Source organism: Neobacillus sp. FSL H8-0543, from assembly GCF_038592905.1.
GTDB lineage: Bacteria > Bacillota > Bacilli > Bacillales > Cytobacillaceae > Neobacillus.
Map to the genome: position 1 here is coordinate 3454571 of NZ_CP151943.1, position 16851 is coordinate 3471421.

Below are 16851 nucleotides of genomic sequence, written 5' to 3' on the forward strand. Positions count from 1 at the left end.
AGGAGTGAATCATAATGAAAGTGAAAGAATTAGATACACCGAGCTTATTAATTAATCGTGAAATAATGATGGATAATATTCATAGGATGCAATTATATGCTGATAAATATAGCGTTCATCTACGTCCACATACGAAAACGCATAAGATGCCTGCCTTAGCCAAATTACAGTTAGCTGCAGGTGCAAAAGGAATTACTGTAGCAAAAGTTGGCGAAGCAGAAGTAATGGCTGAAAACGGATTAAACGATATATTTATTGCAAACGAAATAGTAGGCGAAGTCAAACTAAACCGTATAAAGAAGTTAGCGGAAACAATTGATATTTCCTTTGGCGTTGACAGTATCGAACAATGCAAAATGATCGAAGCTGTATTTAGTGATAGTCAAAAGCCGGCTCAAGTTCTTATCGAAATTGAAGTGGGTGAAAACCGTTCTGGTGTTATAGAAGAAAGTGATTATATTTCTTTGGTAGATTATATAAAAAATTGCTCACATGTGAATTTAAAAGGGATTTTCTCCCACGATGGTCATACATACAAAGCAAAGGACCTTGAGGATTGCCGGCGCCTATACAATGAGGCGCAAAAACGTACACTTCGCTTTGCACAGCTTGCTGAGGAACGGGGCTGCAAACTTGAAACAGTTAGCATCGGCTCTACACCACCGCTACTGCATGATTTTGGAGTGATGGAGGGAATTACCGAACTTCGTGTCGGAACCTATATCCTCATGGATGTATCTCAAGGTAATGCGATTGGTTCATATTCTAGCTGTGCAGCTAGTGTCCTAACGACAGTCATAAGCAAACCAACAAAGGAACGAGTCATTACCGATGTTGGAGCAAAAGGGCTAACCATGCAAACGCGCAGTGAAGGGATTTGTGCAACGACTGGAATAGGCTATATCAAAAATTCCGACCGTGTTTATATTGACCAAGTCTTTGATGAGCATGCAATTATATATAATGAAAGATTTAGAGATCAAGTTGTTATTGGTGAAAGGCTGGAAATCATTCCAAATCATATATGCCCAGTCTGCAATCTATATGATTACGCCTACCTTGTTTCTGGGGATGAAGTGGTAGAAGAAATTCCAATCTTATGTAGAGGGAAGCTACAGTAACCAAAATAATAAAATGGATAAAAAGGCCAGTTTTTATTTATGAATTAGAAAAAATCGAATAATTTAAACTTAACAGCATCAATGTGTTGCCACATACACTCTGCACATGTGGAGTGTGTGGCTTACTTTTATTAAAATAGTCAGTTCCTCAATGGATAGAACTGCCTTTTTGTTTATAATTTGATACTATAGTCCATTTTTTCAAATTTTCCCTTCAGTTCCTGACCAAGTGGATATTTCAATTCATCCTGTGAAGTAGCTGTTGTAAATAATGAACATGCTCTCTATCTTTATCTAATATTTCTTCGATTAATTGCCGGCATTCATGATCTAAATCCCTCTCACGATTTCTTCCGACCCTCTAATCCCATAATAACCCTCACCCCTTATTGCACTCTCCATAATTCCAACCGTGGTTTCAGGAATCTTAAATTGACTAAAAAAACCTTGGACTGATCCAATCAAGCCTTCATCATCAGCTGGTATTCCTCCCAGATTTTGAATCCTTTCCGCAACTTTTAAGGCGTGGTTTTTATGTTCTTGTTGAATCCTTTGAAATTCCCTCTTTACGTCTGGGTTTGGTAATTTTTGAATAAGGTGTTCATATGCATGAATCCCCATATATTGTCCCTTTAAAAATTGATTTAATGTTTTTACTACATTATTATCTACCATAATGAACCACTCCTTCATTTAAATAATCTTTTTTAAAAATCCAGTCAATGAATTTTTTCCAGGTTATTTACCATGCTTTAGTGGAAAATAAAAGAGAGACCAATCCCTAGGAGGAAAATAAATGAGTAATCAAGATTTAAAAGAAAAGGTTATTAATATCATCTCTAATCACAGAACAGGCACATTAGCATCGGTTGAAAATAATAAGCCTCATTCACGTTATATGACGTTTTACAATGAGGGCATAACATTATATACACCAACGAAAAGGGACACGGAAAAGATTGACGAAATTAAAAATAATCCTTACGTTTCGGTATTGCTAGGTTATGAAGATAAAGGACAAAGTGATGCCTTTGTTGAAATTTTAGGCACTTCTTCTATTAATGATACACAATCTTTGAAGGATCGATTCTGGGAGGAATCGTTTAATAAATGGTTTGATGGTCCGAATGATTCGAACTATGTATTTCTTGAAATACAACCTGAAACGGTCCGAATCTTAAACCTAAACGGTGAACCACCACAGGAATTTTCGTTGAAACGCTAGTCAGAATTAGTAAATTACATCATAGATGGATCTTCGAATCATATTAATTGAAACGAAGATCCATCAATGATTTCCACATCCTCCCTCGCTTTAATCTCTGCAATAAATTAAGCAGGGCTTCGTCTATACTTTTCGCTTCATTACATTCTTTACTTTTGCTTATGGGTTTATTCATTATTGACGGCAGTCAAATTAATCAAGAAAATTCGATGGTTCTTTTAGGTGAAAAGGTTAAAGAAATAAACATAGCCAAATCAAGTGGAGTTGGTGACATGTATTAAGAAATCATCCTTTCCATCAATGATAGACAATCAAACAAAGTGTTTGAGAAAGCGGTAAAAACTGCAATTATACAAAAATCGGATGTGAATAAAGCGAAACCTGATTATGATGTAATGGTAGAATATTAAGTGGGATTTCCTACTCATGCGATCCATTTATGATTAGGAGAGGGAAACGAAAAAAGTATCTTTTATATATGGTTTGAGAAGGAGTTACGTATCTAACATCTTCTAAAACGACAAATCAAATAAGGAAATTAATACTCTCGGTACATATAAAATTATCCTATACTATATATTACTAACTTTTTGGCATAAAATAAGGGGGATAGGCAGATGGAACGTACCATTTAATATTACTTTGACAACTTAGAAGGCGAGGCTAAATTAGAGGTAGATAGTAAATATCGAAGGAAATACATATCAGCATGGGAATAATGAAATTAATAATTGAGGATTGCTTTGTGAACAGTCACTATTTTGGAGGTTTTAAGATGAGTATGACTAATAATGATATCTTAATTCGATTAAGATATGCTTTAGATATAAAAAATACGGATATGGTGGAGATTTTTAAACTAGGTGGCATTGATGTATCAAAAGAAGATGTACTAAAGATGCTCACGAAACCAAAGGAAAGTTACGATGATGAAGCTAGCAATGATGATGAAATAGATGAAAATCATATGAAAGTCAATCATTTCTCGTTCGAGTCATTTTTAAACGGCCTTATCATTTTTAAAAGAGGTAAACAAGAACCAAAACCTGGACAACCCGAAAGACCGGCAATGACGATAAAGGATCATGGCAGCGTTAATAATGTATTGCTAAAGAAATTGAAAATAGCACTATCGTTAACAAGTGAAGATATGCTAGAAATATTAGCAGATGCAGGAGTTATTGTCACCAAGGGAGAATTAAGTGCGATTTTAAGAAAAGAAGGACATAAGAATTATAAAGTGTGCGGTGATAAATACGCCAGGAATTTCTTAAAAGGATTAGCGATACAATATAGGGAATAAGTAATAATTCTTTAATGTTCAAACAATTGTAAGATTTCACAGGATTATAACATTAACCCTTTATGTATAATGGAAATATAGAAGGGGTGAATAACTAATGAGAAAACGTAAAGTAAGTTTTAAGGAATTGGTTATTAATAACAAGCAAGAAATCAAAAATGATATAAAAGCATTAGATAAAATTGATGCAAAAATAGATGAAAAGCGTTCCAAATAGTAAATATATAAATAAGATTATAGAAAATAGCTAGAGCAACCTTTTCCTGGTTGCTCTTTTTTCTGTCTTAAGAAATGAGTATTTAACTTTCAGTTAAGGAAATTAAAAGTCCATATCCCTATGGCAATCGCTGTCCAACTGCTTGTCTTCTTTCTCTAGTGAGTGTATGTAAAATTTTAATGATTTGGCAATTAAAAAATGTTATAAACGGCAGTATCTTTTCTGTTTTTAAAAAGAGCCAAAATAAGCAAGTAGTGCATAAAAACTTGCATATTTTAGGCTCTTTAATTTTAATCCTTGTTGTATTAATGCTACCCGTTTAGCTTAAGTACAATATTTCTCAAAGTCCAAAAACAAGTTTTACCTTAGATATTTTTTTATGCTCCTTTTTTAACTTTAAGTGAATAAAATTATGATATTTTATAATTGCGATTAATTTCTCCCGATTGCTGTTTTCTTTTTATGGTAGTGGCGGCGATTTGCACGATCATCATCACTACGTTAATTACAATCAGCCCCGCTATTGCAGTTGAGAAGCTATCCGTCGCATCGTGAATCCAGCCAAGAATAAGGGGGCCGGTTGCCCCAATCACATAGCCGGCTGATTGAGTCATGGCCGACCAAGCAGCCGCCTCCTGTGGATTGTCGGTAGCGTCCAAAGGCAGTAATAGATTTAGAGAAAACAATGCGCCGGCGCCCACACCAATAAAGATCGTGGCAATCAAAGGTGCAATGGAGGACGCAAGCATCACAAGCCCTACGAGTTCCGACAGTGCTGCAACCATTAGCCAAAGGCGACGGGAAGGGAATTTGCGAAGCAAGATCGGCAGAACAAGGCTAACCGGAATCTGAACAACGACGAAAATCGTAAGCGCGCTTGCAGCGTAGGACTTACTATAGCCCAACCCTTGAATAATCTCTGGCAACCAAGCTGTGACTGAATAGAATAGCATGGCCATCAAGCCGAACGTCAGTGTAAGTAGCCACGCTTTCTTATTTGTCCATGGCATTCTCGTCTTCGAGCCGGTTGAAGTGGGATGATCTTGCCGTCTAATATGCCGCATAACGAACAACCACCATAACAGCACTGCGACGAATGCGATTACTGCCCATATCCCAAGCGCGCTCTGCCAAGAGTTCAAACTATTTTGCATCGGCACGATCAAGCTCGAGCTTAGTGCTGCTCCCAGAGTAAGTGCAACCGTGTATATCGCAATCATCGAGGGCACATGCTTAGGAAAGTGGCGCTTAATAAATCCGGGAAGTAGCGGTCCTGCAAATGCAATCCCTATACCAGCAATAAAAGCGGTAATAAGCAAAAATGAGACCGAATCCGTGAAGAACCTAAGAATAGTACCGACTCCGATGACAAGCAGCGACCAACCCAATACCCGCTCAATACCCCATTTTCCGCTGAACTTTACGGCTACAGGAGCGAAGAGTCCCATGCAAAGAACAGGAATCGAAGTTAGCAAACTCGCTACGGAGGCGTTCATTCCTAAGCTGGTTCTAATCGTTTCGAGCAATGGTGCGATCGAGTTAATTGCCGGACGCAAGTTCAATGATGCAATAAATAAAGCTATTATCATTAGAATATATCTTTTTTTCATGAAAATTTCATACTCTCCTTTAGGATATTATTATAAATTTCAATTTAAAATTTACCATCTCTATAATCGCGATAAGCCTGATTGATCTCTTGCTCGGTGTTCATAACGAAGGGGCCTCTTGCAACGACAGTTTCGCGAATCGGCTCGCCGGCATACAACATGACACGCATGGTGCTGCGTGCTTCGATCTTTATTTCGCTCCGCTCGGCAGTTCCCGCAGATCCTAACCATAAAACCTGTCCTTGCTTCCCTTCGGTGCTATCGGACCCAAAGGAGCCTTCGCCTTCCAAAATATACAGAAACCCGTTGTAGGACCCTGGAAGCTCAAACTTGAAGACTGCTTCTTGCTCCATATTGATCTCAGCCATCGTAACAGGAGCAATATTTAATGTATCTGAGGCCTTATCGCCGAGTGACCCGGAAAATAGACGGATTTCAGCCCCGTTTTCATGAATGACAGGCATTTCGGTCTTCCGCAAGTCTTGGTATCTGGAGGGTGACATCTTCTGTCCCGAGGGAATGTTCAGCCACAATTGAAGAAGGTTTACTGTCTCGCCCTTTACAGCGTCCTCGAGGTGTTCAACGCCTCTGCCCGCAGTCATCCATTGCGCGTCCCCGGCATGAAGCACACCTGTTCCATGCTTACTGTCATAATGGTTAAGGTTGCCTTCAATCAAAAAAGTGACCGTCTCCATTCCACGATGAGGATGGACGCCAAACACTCCGCTGCTCATATGGTCATGTGCCATGAGCAGAAACGGATCATGCTCTTCCCAATGACCGGGTTCAACTATCCATGCCATCGTATGAATGGCGCTGTTTTGTTGGAAATGAGGGGTGCGGACACTTTTTATGCCTCGACTAAATACATCTGGATTTTTCATCATGATCTTCCTTCCATAAATTATTTATTAACTAGCTAATAAAGGTGTTAGATGGTGTGGATTCATTATGCAACGAATCGAATGATTTATGAAGTAGGCACAACAATGATACAGTGTATCTTCAAAGTAACCTTGGGGATTGGCAAAGCTTCTGGAGGACCTTTACACATTGAGTCGAATCGTATTAATATTGAAATTACGATACAATAGGATAGTCAACAGGCTGGAGGATTAAAAATGGATGAAAAACCGGATAATTGTAAAGTCGCGACAACATTGGATATGATTGTGGGCAAGTGGAAAATTGCCATAATGCTCCATTTACTTCATTACGGGACGATGAGGTTTAATGAATTACAAAAAGTAATGCCCAGCGTTACTCAAAAAGTACTCACCTCCCACTTGCGAGAGTTGGAGGAGGAGGGAATAATCATGCGGGTAACTTACCCTCAGGTTCCTCCGAAGGTTGAATATTCGATGACCAAATACGGGGAGTCGCTCCAAATGGTTCTTGATATGATGCATGACTGGGGAGTGTCTCATTTGGCACGAAAGCAACAGCAGGAATCGCGACCACTGTTCGAGAATAACAATGGTTAACATTTGACACTTACTTTTAATATAGGAGTGGCTGCTCGTGTCATTATCCTTAAAGTCAGGAGTTTGTCTTTTTTTACTCTATTTTTTAAAACAAAAAGGTTGGAGCATAAAACAGAATTTCTTCTGCTATATGCTCCAACCTCTTTCTTTAACTTCGGCCAGAGAACATTTAATCTTCTTTGAAAAGAACCGAAATTATCTCACGCTTGATATTTCTTAATCAAATTAACAAACGTGTCGACGAATGTTTGTAAGAATTGAATAGTTCCTTCATTCTTTATTTTTCCATTTCCATCCAATAATGCCGCGGTATTACCAATATAAGCTTCTGGTTGTTGAACCACTGGCATATTTAAGCATGTAATAATCTGACGCAAATGGTGATTTGCGCCAAATCCACCCAAATTACCAGGAGATTGGCTGATAATGGCCGCTGGTTTGCCATTCCATACACTTGCTCCATATGGACGGGAACCTACATCCAGTGCGTTACTTAATACAGCAGGTACAGAACGGTTATATTCAGGCGTTACAAATAAAACAGCATCAATTTCCTTTACTCTATTACGGAAAGTAGTATATTCTGCCCGAACATTGTTTTCATTATCATAATCTTGATTATAGAAAGGTAAATTTTCAATTTCAATAAATTCACTTTCATATCCTTCAGGGAATAAAGCCGCAACATTGCCTGCAATTTTTTTAGAAAAAGATTCATTCCGCAGACTACCAACTAAAATACCGATTTTTGTCATTTTATATCAGCCTTTCTCTTCAAAACGTATTCTTCTTTTACCTTACGAATACTCAAATACGTTCTGTTATACTATCGTTTTATTTTTAACGTACAATGTTATTATTACTCATATATATCATTTTAAAAAGTACGCACTTTTAAGTGATATAGTATATAAAAGGATACTATTTATGGTGGTAAAATGGGAAGTGTTCTTAATTTATGGTTATCCCTATAATTGTTTTAAACCTCAATTTATGATTGTAGTTGTACTGTCAAAACATACACCAGTTAATTGCCAGAAACAATTTTAAGGCAGATGTTAGTGAGATCATTCTAAAATGATACTCATTTCATCTGCTTTATTTAATTTAAGTTTACAGAAAAAGGGGAAATTAATTTTAATATATTGAATAAAACGAAAATTTAAAATATACTCTTAGAGAATCTTAATAATGAATGTGGCTTAATTGATCAACTAAGATTTATTTTGTAGGATTTGGGTGGGGATTATGAAAATCTTAAAATTAGTTGCATATTATTTACTAGGAGTTATTGCGATTTTTTGTTTAAGTATTGTTCCGCAGTACTTATCAACAATAAGAGTGGAGGATTCGCCTGGCCTTATTAATCAAATGGTTTTGTTTATGGGGGAATTGCTAAACCCAGATTCATGGCAATATGTTATACAATCAACGTCTGCCACGGCTCCATTAATGGATATCCTATGGCCGGCATTTATTTATTCAATGCAAATATTATTGGGTGCGCTAGCCTTAGGTTTCATTATTGCCTTCTGTTTGGCCATAGCAGCAGTCTTTTTGCCAAGACCAATACTTGGTTCTATTAAAAAAGTGCTAAATATTTTAGAGTCCATTCCAGACTTAATTTTCGCTACTCTATTACAGGTGATAGCTATCACATTTTTGCAGAAGAGTGGAATTCTTTTATTTCATGTTGCGAGCTTTCATGAGAAGGCTTATTTTGCTCCGATTGTCACACTGGCAATTTTACCGGCTGTGTCGATGTTCAAAATCTTGTTGCTTATGATTGAAGAAGAATTTTTAAAGGAGTATGTCACATTTGTTAAGAGTAAAGGAATAAGCAGTTTTACTATTTTATTTAAACATGTGTTAAAAAATATCATGCCGATTTCGTTTCAACATATGAAGATTATTATTTGGGGAACGCTATCCAGCCAATTTATTGTTGAAAGAATTTTTAATGTGCATGGACTTACATACTACTTGCTTGATGGTTTTACACCAATAACCATTGCGGTTACACTTATCCTCCTGTTTACACCCTTTTACTTTTTCTTTGGGTTGGTGGATTTTTGGTTAAAAGAAGAACCCATTCACACCTACGATTTAAGAAAATCGACTAGGTGGGGAAAATGGAGCGATAGAAATATAACAGATTCTTTAAAGCGTCCGATCAATTATTTTGTTTATTCATTAAAGCATTTGAAAATAAGAAAAGTGAACCCTCTGCGACCGTTCATTACACTGCTTACAATATTCGGCAGCCATATGAAAAATTGGAAATTTGCACTGGGATGCTTATTCTTTATTATAACCATTGGTTATAGTGTATATTACTCAGTTACCACCGATAATCATGTCGATCAAGTCCGGCTTTTTTATGAAGAAGATGGTGTGACACTGATTAGCAAAATGCCGCATGCTCCGACCGAACCATTCTTACTTGGTTCTGATCGCAGAGGATTCGATCTACTTGATCAAATCGTGATTGGTGCCAAGTATACCCTGGTATTTGCCTTGTTGATCGCTCTGTTACGTGTAATGGGAGGGCTTTTGTTTGGTATAATTTATGCCTTTCACTTAAAACCTCGTGTGCAGCATTGGCTTGGGAAAATGATTGATGCTATCCACTTCCTGCCATTAAGCCTTATTGCCTATATCCTGCTTGCACCCATCTTAATGCCAACGATGGCGGGTTATACTTATTCCTTTTCAGAGCGAATCCTTTTAGAAGTATTGATCTTAACAGTGTTGGTTGTTCCTCTTACAACGGTCTTACTGGGAAAAGAAATCAAACGGGTTCTTGATTATGAATTTATAGCCAGTGCAAAAATTCTAGGTGGGAGTGGACTTCATTTATTTTGGCATCATATATTGCCACATCTTGGACCACGTTTAACAATATTGTTTGGGACTCAATTTATTCAAGTGTTGTTAATCTTTATACATTTAGGTGTTTTTAGCTTTTTCTTTGGCGGAACTGAAATTTCTCTTGATACGTTGGGAGGAGACCCTCCATCCTCGATTACCTATGAATGGTCAGGTCTAGTTGGGCAAATAGGACGAACAGCCATTAGGGGGGGCATGTACTGGTTTTTATGGATATTAGTTGCTTTTATGCTAGCAATACTAGCAATGCAGCTTATTATGCAAGGTGTGAAGGAGGTACAGCAGGTAAAGGTTGGTGTTCTCAATAGGCTACCAAGAACACGTCTGAAAAAGGTCAAAAGAATCTCTAAAGATACTCACTCCTATCAGGTAACAAAGGAAAGCTTTAAAGAAATGGGACGGGGAGTTTAGTTGTATTTTGTGGTAAAACCGCTCGAAAAATTGAGCGGTTTTTATCATGTTTTATTTTCAAGACTTCATCCATAATTTTGCTAGATCAACATATCCAAAATGCTTAATTTCAACATTCATAAGATTAATAGAAAATGGTATTTGCCGCTTTGAATAGTAAAGTGGGATACATAAAGAATTTTGAATTAAATAATCCTCAATTTTCAAATGATGATCTGTCCACTGCTCAAACGGCAAATCATTGTACCCTAGAATTAACTGTTTTAACTTTATATCTGTTTGCGTTAATTTATGAAGGGGCGAAAAAGCATTTTTCAAAAAAAAGAAATAGGAAAAGCTTTGGTTCAATTCAAATATTTCTCCATGAACAAATAAATCAGCATCTAAATTAAATTGATCCTTATTAACGGCATCTTGAAACGAGATTTCTTCAATCACAACTGCCAATCCAGCTTGCTCAAGGATGTCTTTAAGCCAATAAGAAACATCCTTTGCATAACTAACGACTTTCATAATAAGCGGACCTGTCATGATTGGTTTTTTTATTTTCGGCATCGAATAGGGCTTCGAATATCCTATTAAACATCCACTGGTATTTTCGGAAATTCGTGTGTGTACCTGAGATATTTGCTGACGGTTTTGGTCGATAAGCATATGAATATAATCGCGTACTTCTTTTCGTGCCATATCTGTTGGGCGAAATGGATTCAGTAAAACGATGCCAAAGCCTGAATCACTTTCAACTTCAAATGTCCCCACATTTTTAGACTCGTTTGCTCCATAATACAAAGCATTAAATTCTTTAGATACTTGAATAAATTCTACTCGATCTAATAATGGTCTCTCTCGAAAAAACTGTTTAAATGCGCATAAAAGGGTTTTTTCTTCCGAATCTTCGGCGATATAGAAGCTGCCCGTTCCGATAATTTGACCGTGGACTTCTTTATGGATGCTCGCTGGAATCATACTTAGTAGCTGCAATATATAGGTACAGCCATCTGTAAATTCAAGCTCGACAACCAGTGGTGAAGGGGAAGATATGTTTATAATTGGGCTCCATAACTCAGCATATTCTCGTGATTGTTTCATTCCCTTAAATGATAGAACAACATCTTCTGCTTTTAAAATCGAACCATCATGAAAATGGATATCTTTTCGTAAATAAAGAGTTAACTTCGTAGCTGTGAGTTCCCAGCTGTGAGCAAGTTCTGATGTTATCGTATTATCTTCGTTCAATGCAACCACACGGTTATATACATTTGCTACTAGATTCGCACTATGCACATCGGCAGCTTTTAATGGATGAAACGTTAGGAAGTGATAATAGCGTGGAATGATCAGACGATCTAGATCCTCTTGATGGAATCCGAATTTTGATTGAAAGATATTCATTAAGCGCTGTTTTGTTTCAAGCGACCAATTTAACAATAATAGTTTACTTATTTCCTCAATAGAGTAAGTCTCTATTTTCGCTAAAAATAGTTTTTCATAGGTCACTTCCACGTCTTTTATCCATTGTAATATTGAAACGTTTCCTCTACCTTTCCCAGACTGAAAGGTTAGCCAGCCTTCTTCTTGCCATTGATGCAGCTTGCGCCGAGTTTGCTTCATGCTAAGATCAATTATTTCTGAGAGCTGTTTAACTTTGACTTCACCAGATGAAGTTGAATTCCAAAGTAGTAATAGATTATCATCCATTTTCATTCATTCCTTTAAAAGTAGACATTTTTTAAAGATTTGGACATTTTTAACTTTCTTAGTCTAGTTTACTATAGTTGTAGTGGAAGGAGTGACAATTATGGCTTGGAAAGAATACCCTCAGAACATTAAAGTTCGACTGATCACCTCGTTTTTCAATCGAGCAATATCAAGCTCAGTAATGCCATTTATGGCACTCTTCTTTGCGCAGCATAAAGGTGCCATTTGGGCTGGTAGTTTTCTAGTAGTGAATGTGTGTATAAGTTTTTTTATTAACTTAATCGGTGGTTATATTTCCGACCGCTTACCTCGAAAAAGAGTAATCGTGCTAACGTCGATACTTAGCTCACTGATGTTTGCACTTATGACGGTTAGTTTACTGCCAGAGGAAAAGTGGATCGTATTGTTTGCCATTAGCTATATCATTTTTACAATTACAAACAGCTTGGGTCGTCCGGCGGTGCAAGCGGTGATTATTGACTCGACGACTCCTGAAAACCGAAAGGCGATTTATGCCATTGAATATTGGCTAAATAATTTATCGATGGCAATTGGCGCAGCACTAGGTGGACTTTTGTATGTGAATCATCAGCTTGAACTCTTCGTCACCTTAACCGTGGTGTCTGTAAGCCTACCAATTGCCTACCAAATATGGTTACAAGATACACGTGTACAGCTTCTTGAGAAAACGCATAAAAATATCTTAGTTGATTTACTCCATAACTACAAAGTTGCATTTCAGGATAAACCATTTGTCATGGTAGTGGTGGGGTCCATGTTTATTTATGCAGCTGAATTTTCCTTAAATAGCTATATCGGGGTTCGCCTTACCGAAGAATTTAAGTCGGTATTTGTAGGAGATTTTGAAATTGCAGGCGTGAGGATGCTAAGTATTTTAAATATCCAAAATATGCTGATGGTCGTCCTGCTTACCTTCTTTATTACCAAATTCACGGATAAATTTTCAAAACAGAGGGCGTTACTACTTGGGCTATTTATCTATAGTGTGGGATATGCTGTAGTCACCTCAGCGAATATTTGGTATGTACTTGTGTTATTTAATGCGTTTGCTACGATTGGCGAACTTATTTATTCTCCTATTGCTAATGCAGAAAAAGCGAATATGATGCCGGAAAATAAGCGCGGTTCATATTCTGCCTTTTCTGGTTTAAGTTTTAGCGGGGCAGATTTGATTGCCCGGTCAACAATAATAATCGGTGCATTTTTAGTGCCAACAATGATGTCTGTTTACATTGGGATTATCTTAATGGCAGGAACCTTTTTACTTTACAGTGGGCTTTTTGTAGCAAATAAGATTCAAATTCAAAAGGAATTACAAAATGAAAAGGGAGGATTCTAATGAAATTCGTTTTATTATTTGGACCACAGGCTGTTGGGAAAATGACTGTCGGGCATGAGCTAGAAAAAATAACGGAGTTGAAACTGTTTCATAACCACATGACAATTGAGTTAGTTACTCCCTTTTTTGACTACGGTACGAAAGAGGGGAGTAGATTAGTAAATCTATTCCGCCAAGAAATATTTGAGGCAGTCGCTAACAGTGATTTATATGGGATGATATTTACTTATGTGTGGGCATTCGATCAGCAGGAGGATTGGGATTTTGTTGCTAACCTATGTCAGCTATTTGAGTCAAGGGGAGCTGAAGTCTTTTTTGTAGAACTCGAGGCAGATTTGGAAGAGAGACTTAAACGTAACAAAAGCCCTCATCGACTAGAACATAAACCTACAAAAAGGAATATAGATTGGTCTGAAATCGATTTGAAAAAAACGATGGAAAAGCATAGATTAAACTCATTTGAAAATGAAATCACTAGGGAAAACTATCTGAAAATAAACAATACAGGCTTGAGTGCAGGGGAAGTAGCGCATCATATTAAAAATATGTTTCTATTGTAGTATCTTAGAGGGGGAATAGAAAGCTATTCCCTCTTTACTTTTTTGCGATAGTCTTTAATTATTTCCATATATTGTGTATCTCCGAGTCCAAGATGAGTATATGTCTCGAGTAATGCTAGCATAAGCTCTTTTTCTGTGAGGTTTTGATGTTTTTGAATGTAACGCATAAGATCACTGTCTTCATTTAGGTAATTCAAATAAAGTGCTACTCCCTGCTTTAAGATGGCTGGATAAATATCACTAGGCATTGTTTTATCTATTACAACTTGTTTAAACAGTGCATCATATCCCTTCGCCTCGAGTGTGAAACTTTCTAGCAGATTAAACTTATCACCGACTAAATGGAGGTCAAGTGGATGGTTATGATTCGTTCTGTCTAACCATGCAAGTAAGGTTAGCAGATTGATTTGACAAAACATATCAGCATCAAACCATAATGAAATGTGGGTAAAGTTTTTACTTAATAGCGGTTGCAAGGGTTTTAGTGTGTGTTCAATATATTGCACCGGCGTTACATGATGAACCTTTGCACGTAATTCGATGAATTCATCAGAAAATAGATCATTAGACGTGTTTCCATAACACATGGCTTCATTAAAGGGAGTCATCATTTCACCTTCAAGAAAATGTGTCTCTCTGTAATAATCGTACATTGCTTGTCCATTTAATATATGTAATGTATTTTTTTGTATCATCGTTGACAACTCCTGTTCCTATTAATTAAATTGCATTAATGATTAGCTGTTTTTTCGAATTAAAATTTTAGTTGTCCATTTCCTAAAGGAAGTGGGCTCTTTTTGATATAATAATACCAAAATCCAACTAACCTTTGGAAGGCACGATTAATTGAGAAAACAAATTTATGACTGAAAAGGAAAAAGGCTAAGTGGAAAACCTTATAAATTATTTGGTGAAGAACTATTTTGCTAAATTGAATATTTTAAAAATCATAGCATCACCTAGGCTTTTTAATTCGTTTTTTATGATAATTTATGAAACAAAGAGAAAGGAAATATGCATATATGAATATTAAAACAGTATCAATCATTGGGCTAGGCGCATTAGGAATTTTATTTGGTCATCATTTGTCCAAAAAAATGCCAAAGGTAGATTTGAGAATTATTGCTAATCAGGATCGAATCAAGAGATATGAAAAAGACAAGATTTTATGTAATGGTGAAAGGTGCCAGTTTAATTATGTTACACCAGATGCTGTTTGTGAACCAGCTGATTTACTTATTTTTACTGTTAAATTCGATGGTTTAGAGGATGCTGTTCAAGCTGTTAAGAATCATGTTGGAGAGCATACCATTATTCTATCAGCGTTAAATGGGATTACAAGTGAAGCTGTAATTGGCCAGACTTATGGGATGGATAAAGTTTTATATTGTGTCGCCCAGGGGATGGATGCAGTTAAAATAGGAAATGAACTTACATACACTAATAGGGGAATGCTCTGTTTTGGAGATTGGGAACCAGGTATTGTATCCGAAAAGGTGAAAAGAGTAGCTGACTTTTTTGAAAAAATGGAGTTTCCATATGAAGTAGATACCAAAATGACCAAGCGGCAATGGGGCAAATTTATGCTAAATGTTGGAGTTAACCAAACGGTTGCTGTTTTTAATAGCAATTACGGTGAAATCCAAAGGGAAGGACAAGCGAGAGAAATAATGATTGCTGCGATGAGAGAGGTTATGGCTCTATCAGAATATGAAGGAACCTATTTAACTGAATCCGATTTAGAATACTGGTTAGGCGTATTAGGCAGATTAGACCCAGAAGGAAAACCTTCATTGGCTCAAGATATAGAAGCTAGGCGGCATAGTGAAGTAGAATTATTTTCAGGTACTGTATTGGAATTAGGCTTAAAACATGGAATTCCAACACCTGTAAACAAAAAACTTTACGATAAGATTAAAATTATGGAGAGTCAATACTGAGATTGTGGATAAAAAAATAACCTAGGCAGCCCCAAATCGTTATGTAAAAGTAAAGCGCATAACGATTTGGGGTTGTCTTTTTTTATTTGATCAAATTTAGATTAGTTCACAAATTTGTCATTTTTGCATTTTTGGAAATGGCAACGTAGTGACTGTTATTTTAATATTAAAATAACATTTCGGTGAGGTAAACACTGTGATAACAGTGGTTTTAGGGGATAAATAACCCAAAATCACTAATCTTTTCATTCAGCTGAAATAATTTACAAGTAAATCAAGTGAAATGATAATTACTTAAAAATGTGATTCAGTTCACTTCGTTGATAACCGTTCCCAACTATGATTTAAGTATAAGTTAGTTAAGTAAAAACAAGTCATATAACAACAATTAAGGGGGTTGGTTTTCAATGGCGAATAGCAAAAAAAATAAAGGTAACGAACAGGAAGCACCGTTAGTTGGTACCTGGATTTCTGTAGGAGTGGTTGGAGTAGTGATTCTTGCTACGTACATTATATTATTTAGTCTATATATGGGTAGAGTCTAAGGGGGGAATTGAAATGAAAATGCATCTTGATGAAAAAATATGGCTTACATTAAGCTTTGGTATGATTATGGCTTTCATGCTATTTACTGGTTATCAAGCAGTTGCTTTAGAAATGGGACCGCCGAGTCATATGGAAACAATTGATCCACAAAAGGTAGATCAAACGGCCCCATTTGACAATCCTGGAATTAAACAAATTGGCGAAAACGAATATGAAGTGGTTATGACATTACAAGTATTCAGTTTTAATCCAAGTAATTTTGAAATACCTGCTGGAGCAACTGTACATTTTATCTTAACTTCGAAGGATGTTGTACACGGATTTGAAGTTGCAGGTACAAACATTAATACAATGGTAATGCCTGGACAAATCCAAAAAATCACACAAAAATTTGATAAACCAGGAAACTATTTAGTTTTATGTAATGAATATTGTGGTGCAGGTCACCAAGTAATGAGTACAACATTTACGGTTAAATAAAGGGGGG

At 36.6% G+C, this 16851-nt stretch carries 18 protein-coding genes; 12 read left to right on the top strand and 6 right to left on the bottom strand.

Going from position 1 to position 16851, the window contains the following annotated elements:
- The first annotated feature begins 14 nt into the window (after nt 1–14).
- A complete protein-coding gene (locus tag NSS81_RS17160; RefSeq protein WP_342429889.1) occupies nt 15–1121 on the top strand; it encodes a D-TA family PLP-dependent enzyme in 1107 nt (368 codons plus the stop codon).
- 330 nt (nt 1122–1451) lie between these two features.
- On the opposite strand, the gene NSS81_RS17165 is transcribed toward NSS81_RS17160, so the two are convergent.
- The gene (locus tag NSS81_RS17165; protein WP_342429890.1) at nt 1452–1796 is read right to left on the bottom strand and encodes a ferritin-like domain-containing protein; all 345 of its coding nucleotides are present in this window, start codon (nt 1794–1796) and stop codon (nt 1452–1454) included.
- A 121-nt stretch (nt 1797–1917) separates the two neighbouring features.
- On the opposite strand from NSS81_RS17165, the gene NSS81_RS17170 reads away from it, so the two are divergent.
- From NSS81_RS17170 to NSS81_RS17180, 3 genes are all read left to right on the top strand, one after another.
- Nucleotides 1918–2346: a pyridoxamine 5'-phosphate oxidase family protein gene (locus tag NSS81_RS17170; RefSeq protein WP_342429891.1), complete on the top strand. Its 429-nt coding sequence runs from the start codon at nt 1918–1920 to the stop codon at nt 2344–2346.
- A gap of 775 nt (nt 2347–3121) precedes the next feature.
- On the top strand, nt 3122–3649 hold the full coding sequence (locus tag NSS81_RS17175; RefSeq protein ID WP_342429892.1) for a DUF1456 family protein: 528 nt from the start codon (nt 3122–3124) through the stop codon (nt 3647–3649).
- 97 nt (nt 3650–3746) lie between these two features.
- Nucleotides 3747–3866, top strand: coding sequence for an FbpB family small basic protein (locus NSS81_RS17180; RefSeq protein WP_342429893.1), 120 nt, complete (start codon nt 3747–3749; stop codon nt 3864–3866).
- Between the two features lie 410 nt (nt 3867–4276).
- Here NSS81_RS17180 and NSS81_RS17185 read toward each other — a convergent pair whose 3' ends face one another.
- Nucleotides 4277–5476: an MFS transporter gene (locus NSS81_RS17185; RefSeq protein WP_342429894.1), complete on the bottom strand. Its 1200-nt coding sequence runs from the start codon at nt 5474–5476 to the stop codon at nt 4277–4279.
- Between the two features lie 44 nt (nt 5477–5520).
- Nucleotides 5521–6360: a pirin-like C-terminal cupin domain-containing protein gene (locus tag NSS81_RS17190; RefSeq protein ID WP_342434059.1), complete on the bottom strand. Its 840-nt coding sequence runs from the start codon at nt 6358–6360 to the stop codon at nt 5521–5523.
- A gap of 51 nt (nt 6361–6411) precedes the next feature.
- Here NSS81_RS17190 and NSS81_RS17195 point away from each other — a divergent pair, with 51 nt between their 5' ends.
- Together NSS81_RS17195 and NSS81_RS17200 are read left to right on the top strand one after the other, a co-directional pair.
- The gene (locus NSS81_RS17195; RefSeq protein ID WP_342429895.1) at nt 6412–6570 is read left to right on the top strand and encodes a hypothetical protein; all 159 of its coding nucleotides are present in this window, start codon (nt 6412–6414) and stop codon (nt 6568–6570) included.
- A gap of 27 nt (nt 6571–6597) precedes the next feature.
- Nucleotides 6598–6960, top strand: a complete 363-nt coding sequence (locus tag NSS81_RS17200) for a helix-turn-helix domain-containing protein (protein WP_342429896.1) — start codon at nt 6598–6600, stop codon at nt 6958–6960.
- 200 nt (nt 6961–7160) lie between these two features.
- Here the strand turns inward: NSS81_RS17200 and NSS81_RS17205 are convergent, their stop codons facing one another.
- Nucleotides 7161–7715 (bottom strand): NAD(P)H-dependent oxidoreductase, encoded by a 555-nt coding sequence (locus tag NSS81_RS17205; RefSeq protein WP_342429897.1) that lies wholly within the window; start codon nt 7713–7715, stop codon nt 7161–7163.
- A gap of 493 nt (nt 7716–8208) precedes the next feature.
- Here NSS81_RS17205 and NSS81_RS17210 point away from each other — a divergent pair, with 493 nt between their 5' ends.
- Nucleotides 8209–10260 (top strand): ABC transporter permease subunit, encoded by a 2052-nt coding sequence (locus NSS81_RS17210; RefSeq protein WP_342429898.1) that lies wholly within the window; start codon nt 8209–8211, stop codon nt 10258–10260.
- Nucleotides 10261–10317: 57 nt separating this feature from the next.
- Here NSS81_RS17210 and NSS81_RS17215 read toward each other — a convergent pair whose 3' ends face one another.
- The gene (locus NSS81_RS17215) at nt 10318–11958 is read right to left on the bottom strand and encodes an ABC transporter substrate-binding protein (RefSeq protein WP_342429899.1); all 1641 of its coding nucleotides are present in this window, start codon (nt 11956–11958) and stop codon (nt 10318–10320) included.
- 100 nt (nt 11959–12058) lie between these two features.
- Here NSS81_RS17215 and NSS81_RS17220 point away from each other — a divergent pair, with 100 nt between their 5' ends.
- Both NSS81_RS17220 and NSS81_RS17225 read left to right on the top strand, forming a co-directional pair.
- A complete protein-coding gene (locus NSS81_RS17220; protein WP_342429900.1) occupies nt 12059–13318 on the top strand; it encodes an MFS transporter in 1260 nt (419 codons plus the stop codon).
- Entirely contained in the window at nt 13318–13878 is a 561-nt protein-coding gene (locus NSS81_RS17225) for an AAA family ATPase (RefSeq protein ID WP_342429901.1), read from the top strand. The genes NSS81_RS17220 and NSS81_RS17225 overlap by 1 nt, the downstream gene beginning before the upstream one ends.
- Before the next feature lie 23 nt (nt 13879–13901).
- Here NSS81_RS17225 and NSS81_RS17230 read toward each other — a convergent pair whose 3' ends face one another.
- A complete protein-coding gene (locus NSS81_RS17230) occupies nt 13902–14573 on the bottom strand; it encodes a hypothetical protein (protein ID WP_342429902.1) in 672 nt (223 codons plus the stop codon).
- A gap of 327 nt (nt 14574–14900) precedes the next feature.
- On the opposite strand from NSS81_RS17230, the gene NSS81_RS17235 reads away from it, so the two are divergent.
- The 3 genes from NSS81_RS17235 to NSS81_RS17245 all read left to right on the top strand — a co-directional run bounded on the left by NSS81_RS17235 (nt 14901) and on the right by NSS81_RS17245 (nt 16844).
- Complete coding sequence (locus tag NSS81_RS17235) at nt 14901–15818, top strand: ketopantoate reductase family protein (RefSeq protein WP_342429903.1); 918 nt, start codon at nt 14901–14903, stop codon at nt 15816–15818.
- A 407-nt stretch (nt 15819–16225) separates the two neighbouring features.
- Nucleotides 16226–16363, top strand: a complete 138-nt coding sequence (locus tag NSS81_RS17240; RefSeq protein WP_342429904.1) for a cytochrome C oxidase subunit II — start codon at nt 16226–16228, stop codon at nt 16361–16363.
- Nucleotides 16364–16376: 13 nt separating this feature from the next.
- Nucleotides 16377–16844, top strand: a complete 468-nt coding sequence (locus NSS81_RS17245; RefSeq protein ID WP_342429905.1) for a cytochrome c oxidase subunit II — start codon at nt 16377–16379, stop codon at nt 16842–16844.
- The last annotated feature ends 7 nt before the right edge of the window (nt 16845–16851 follow it).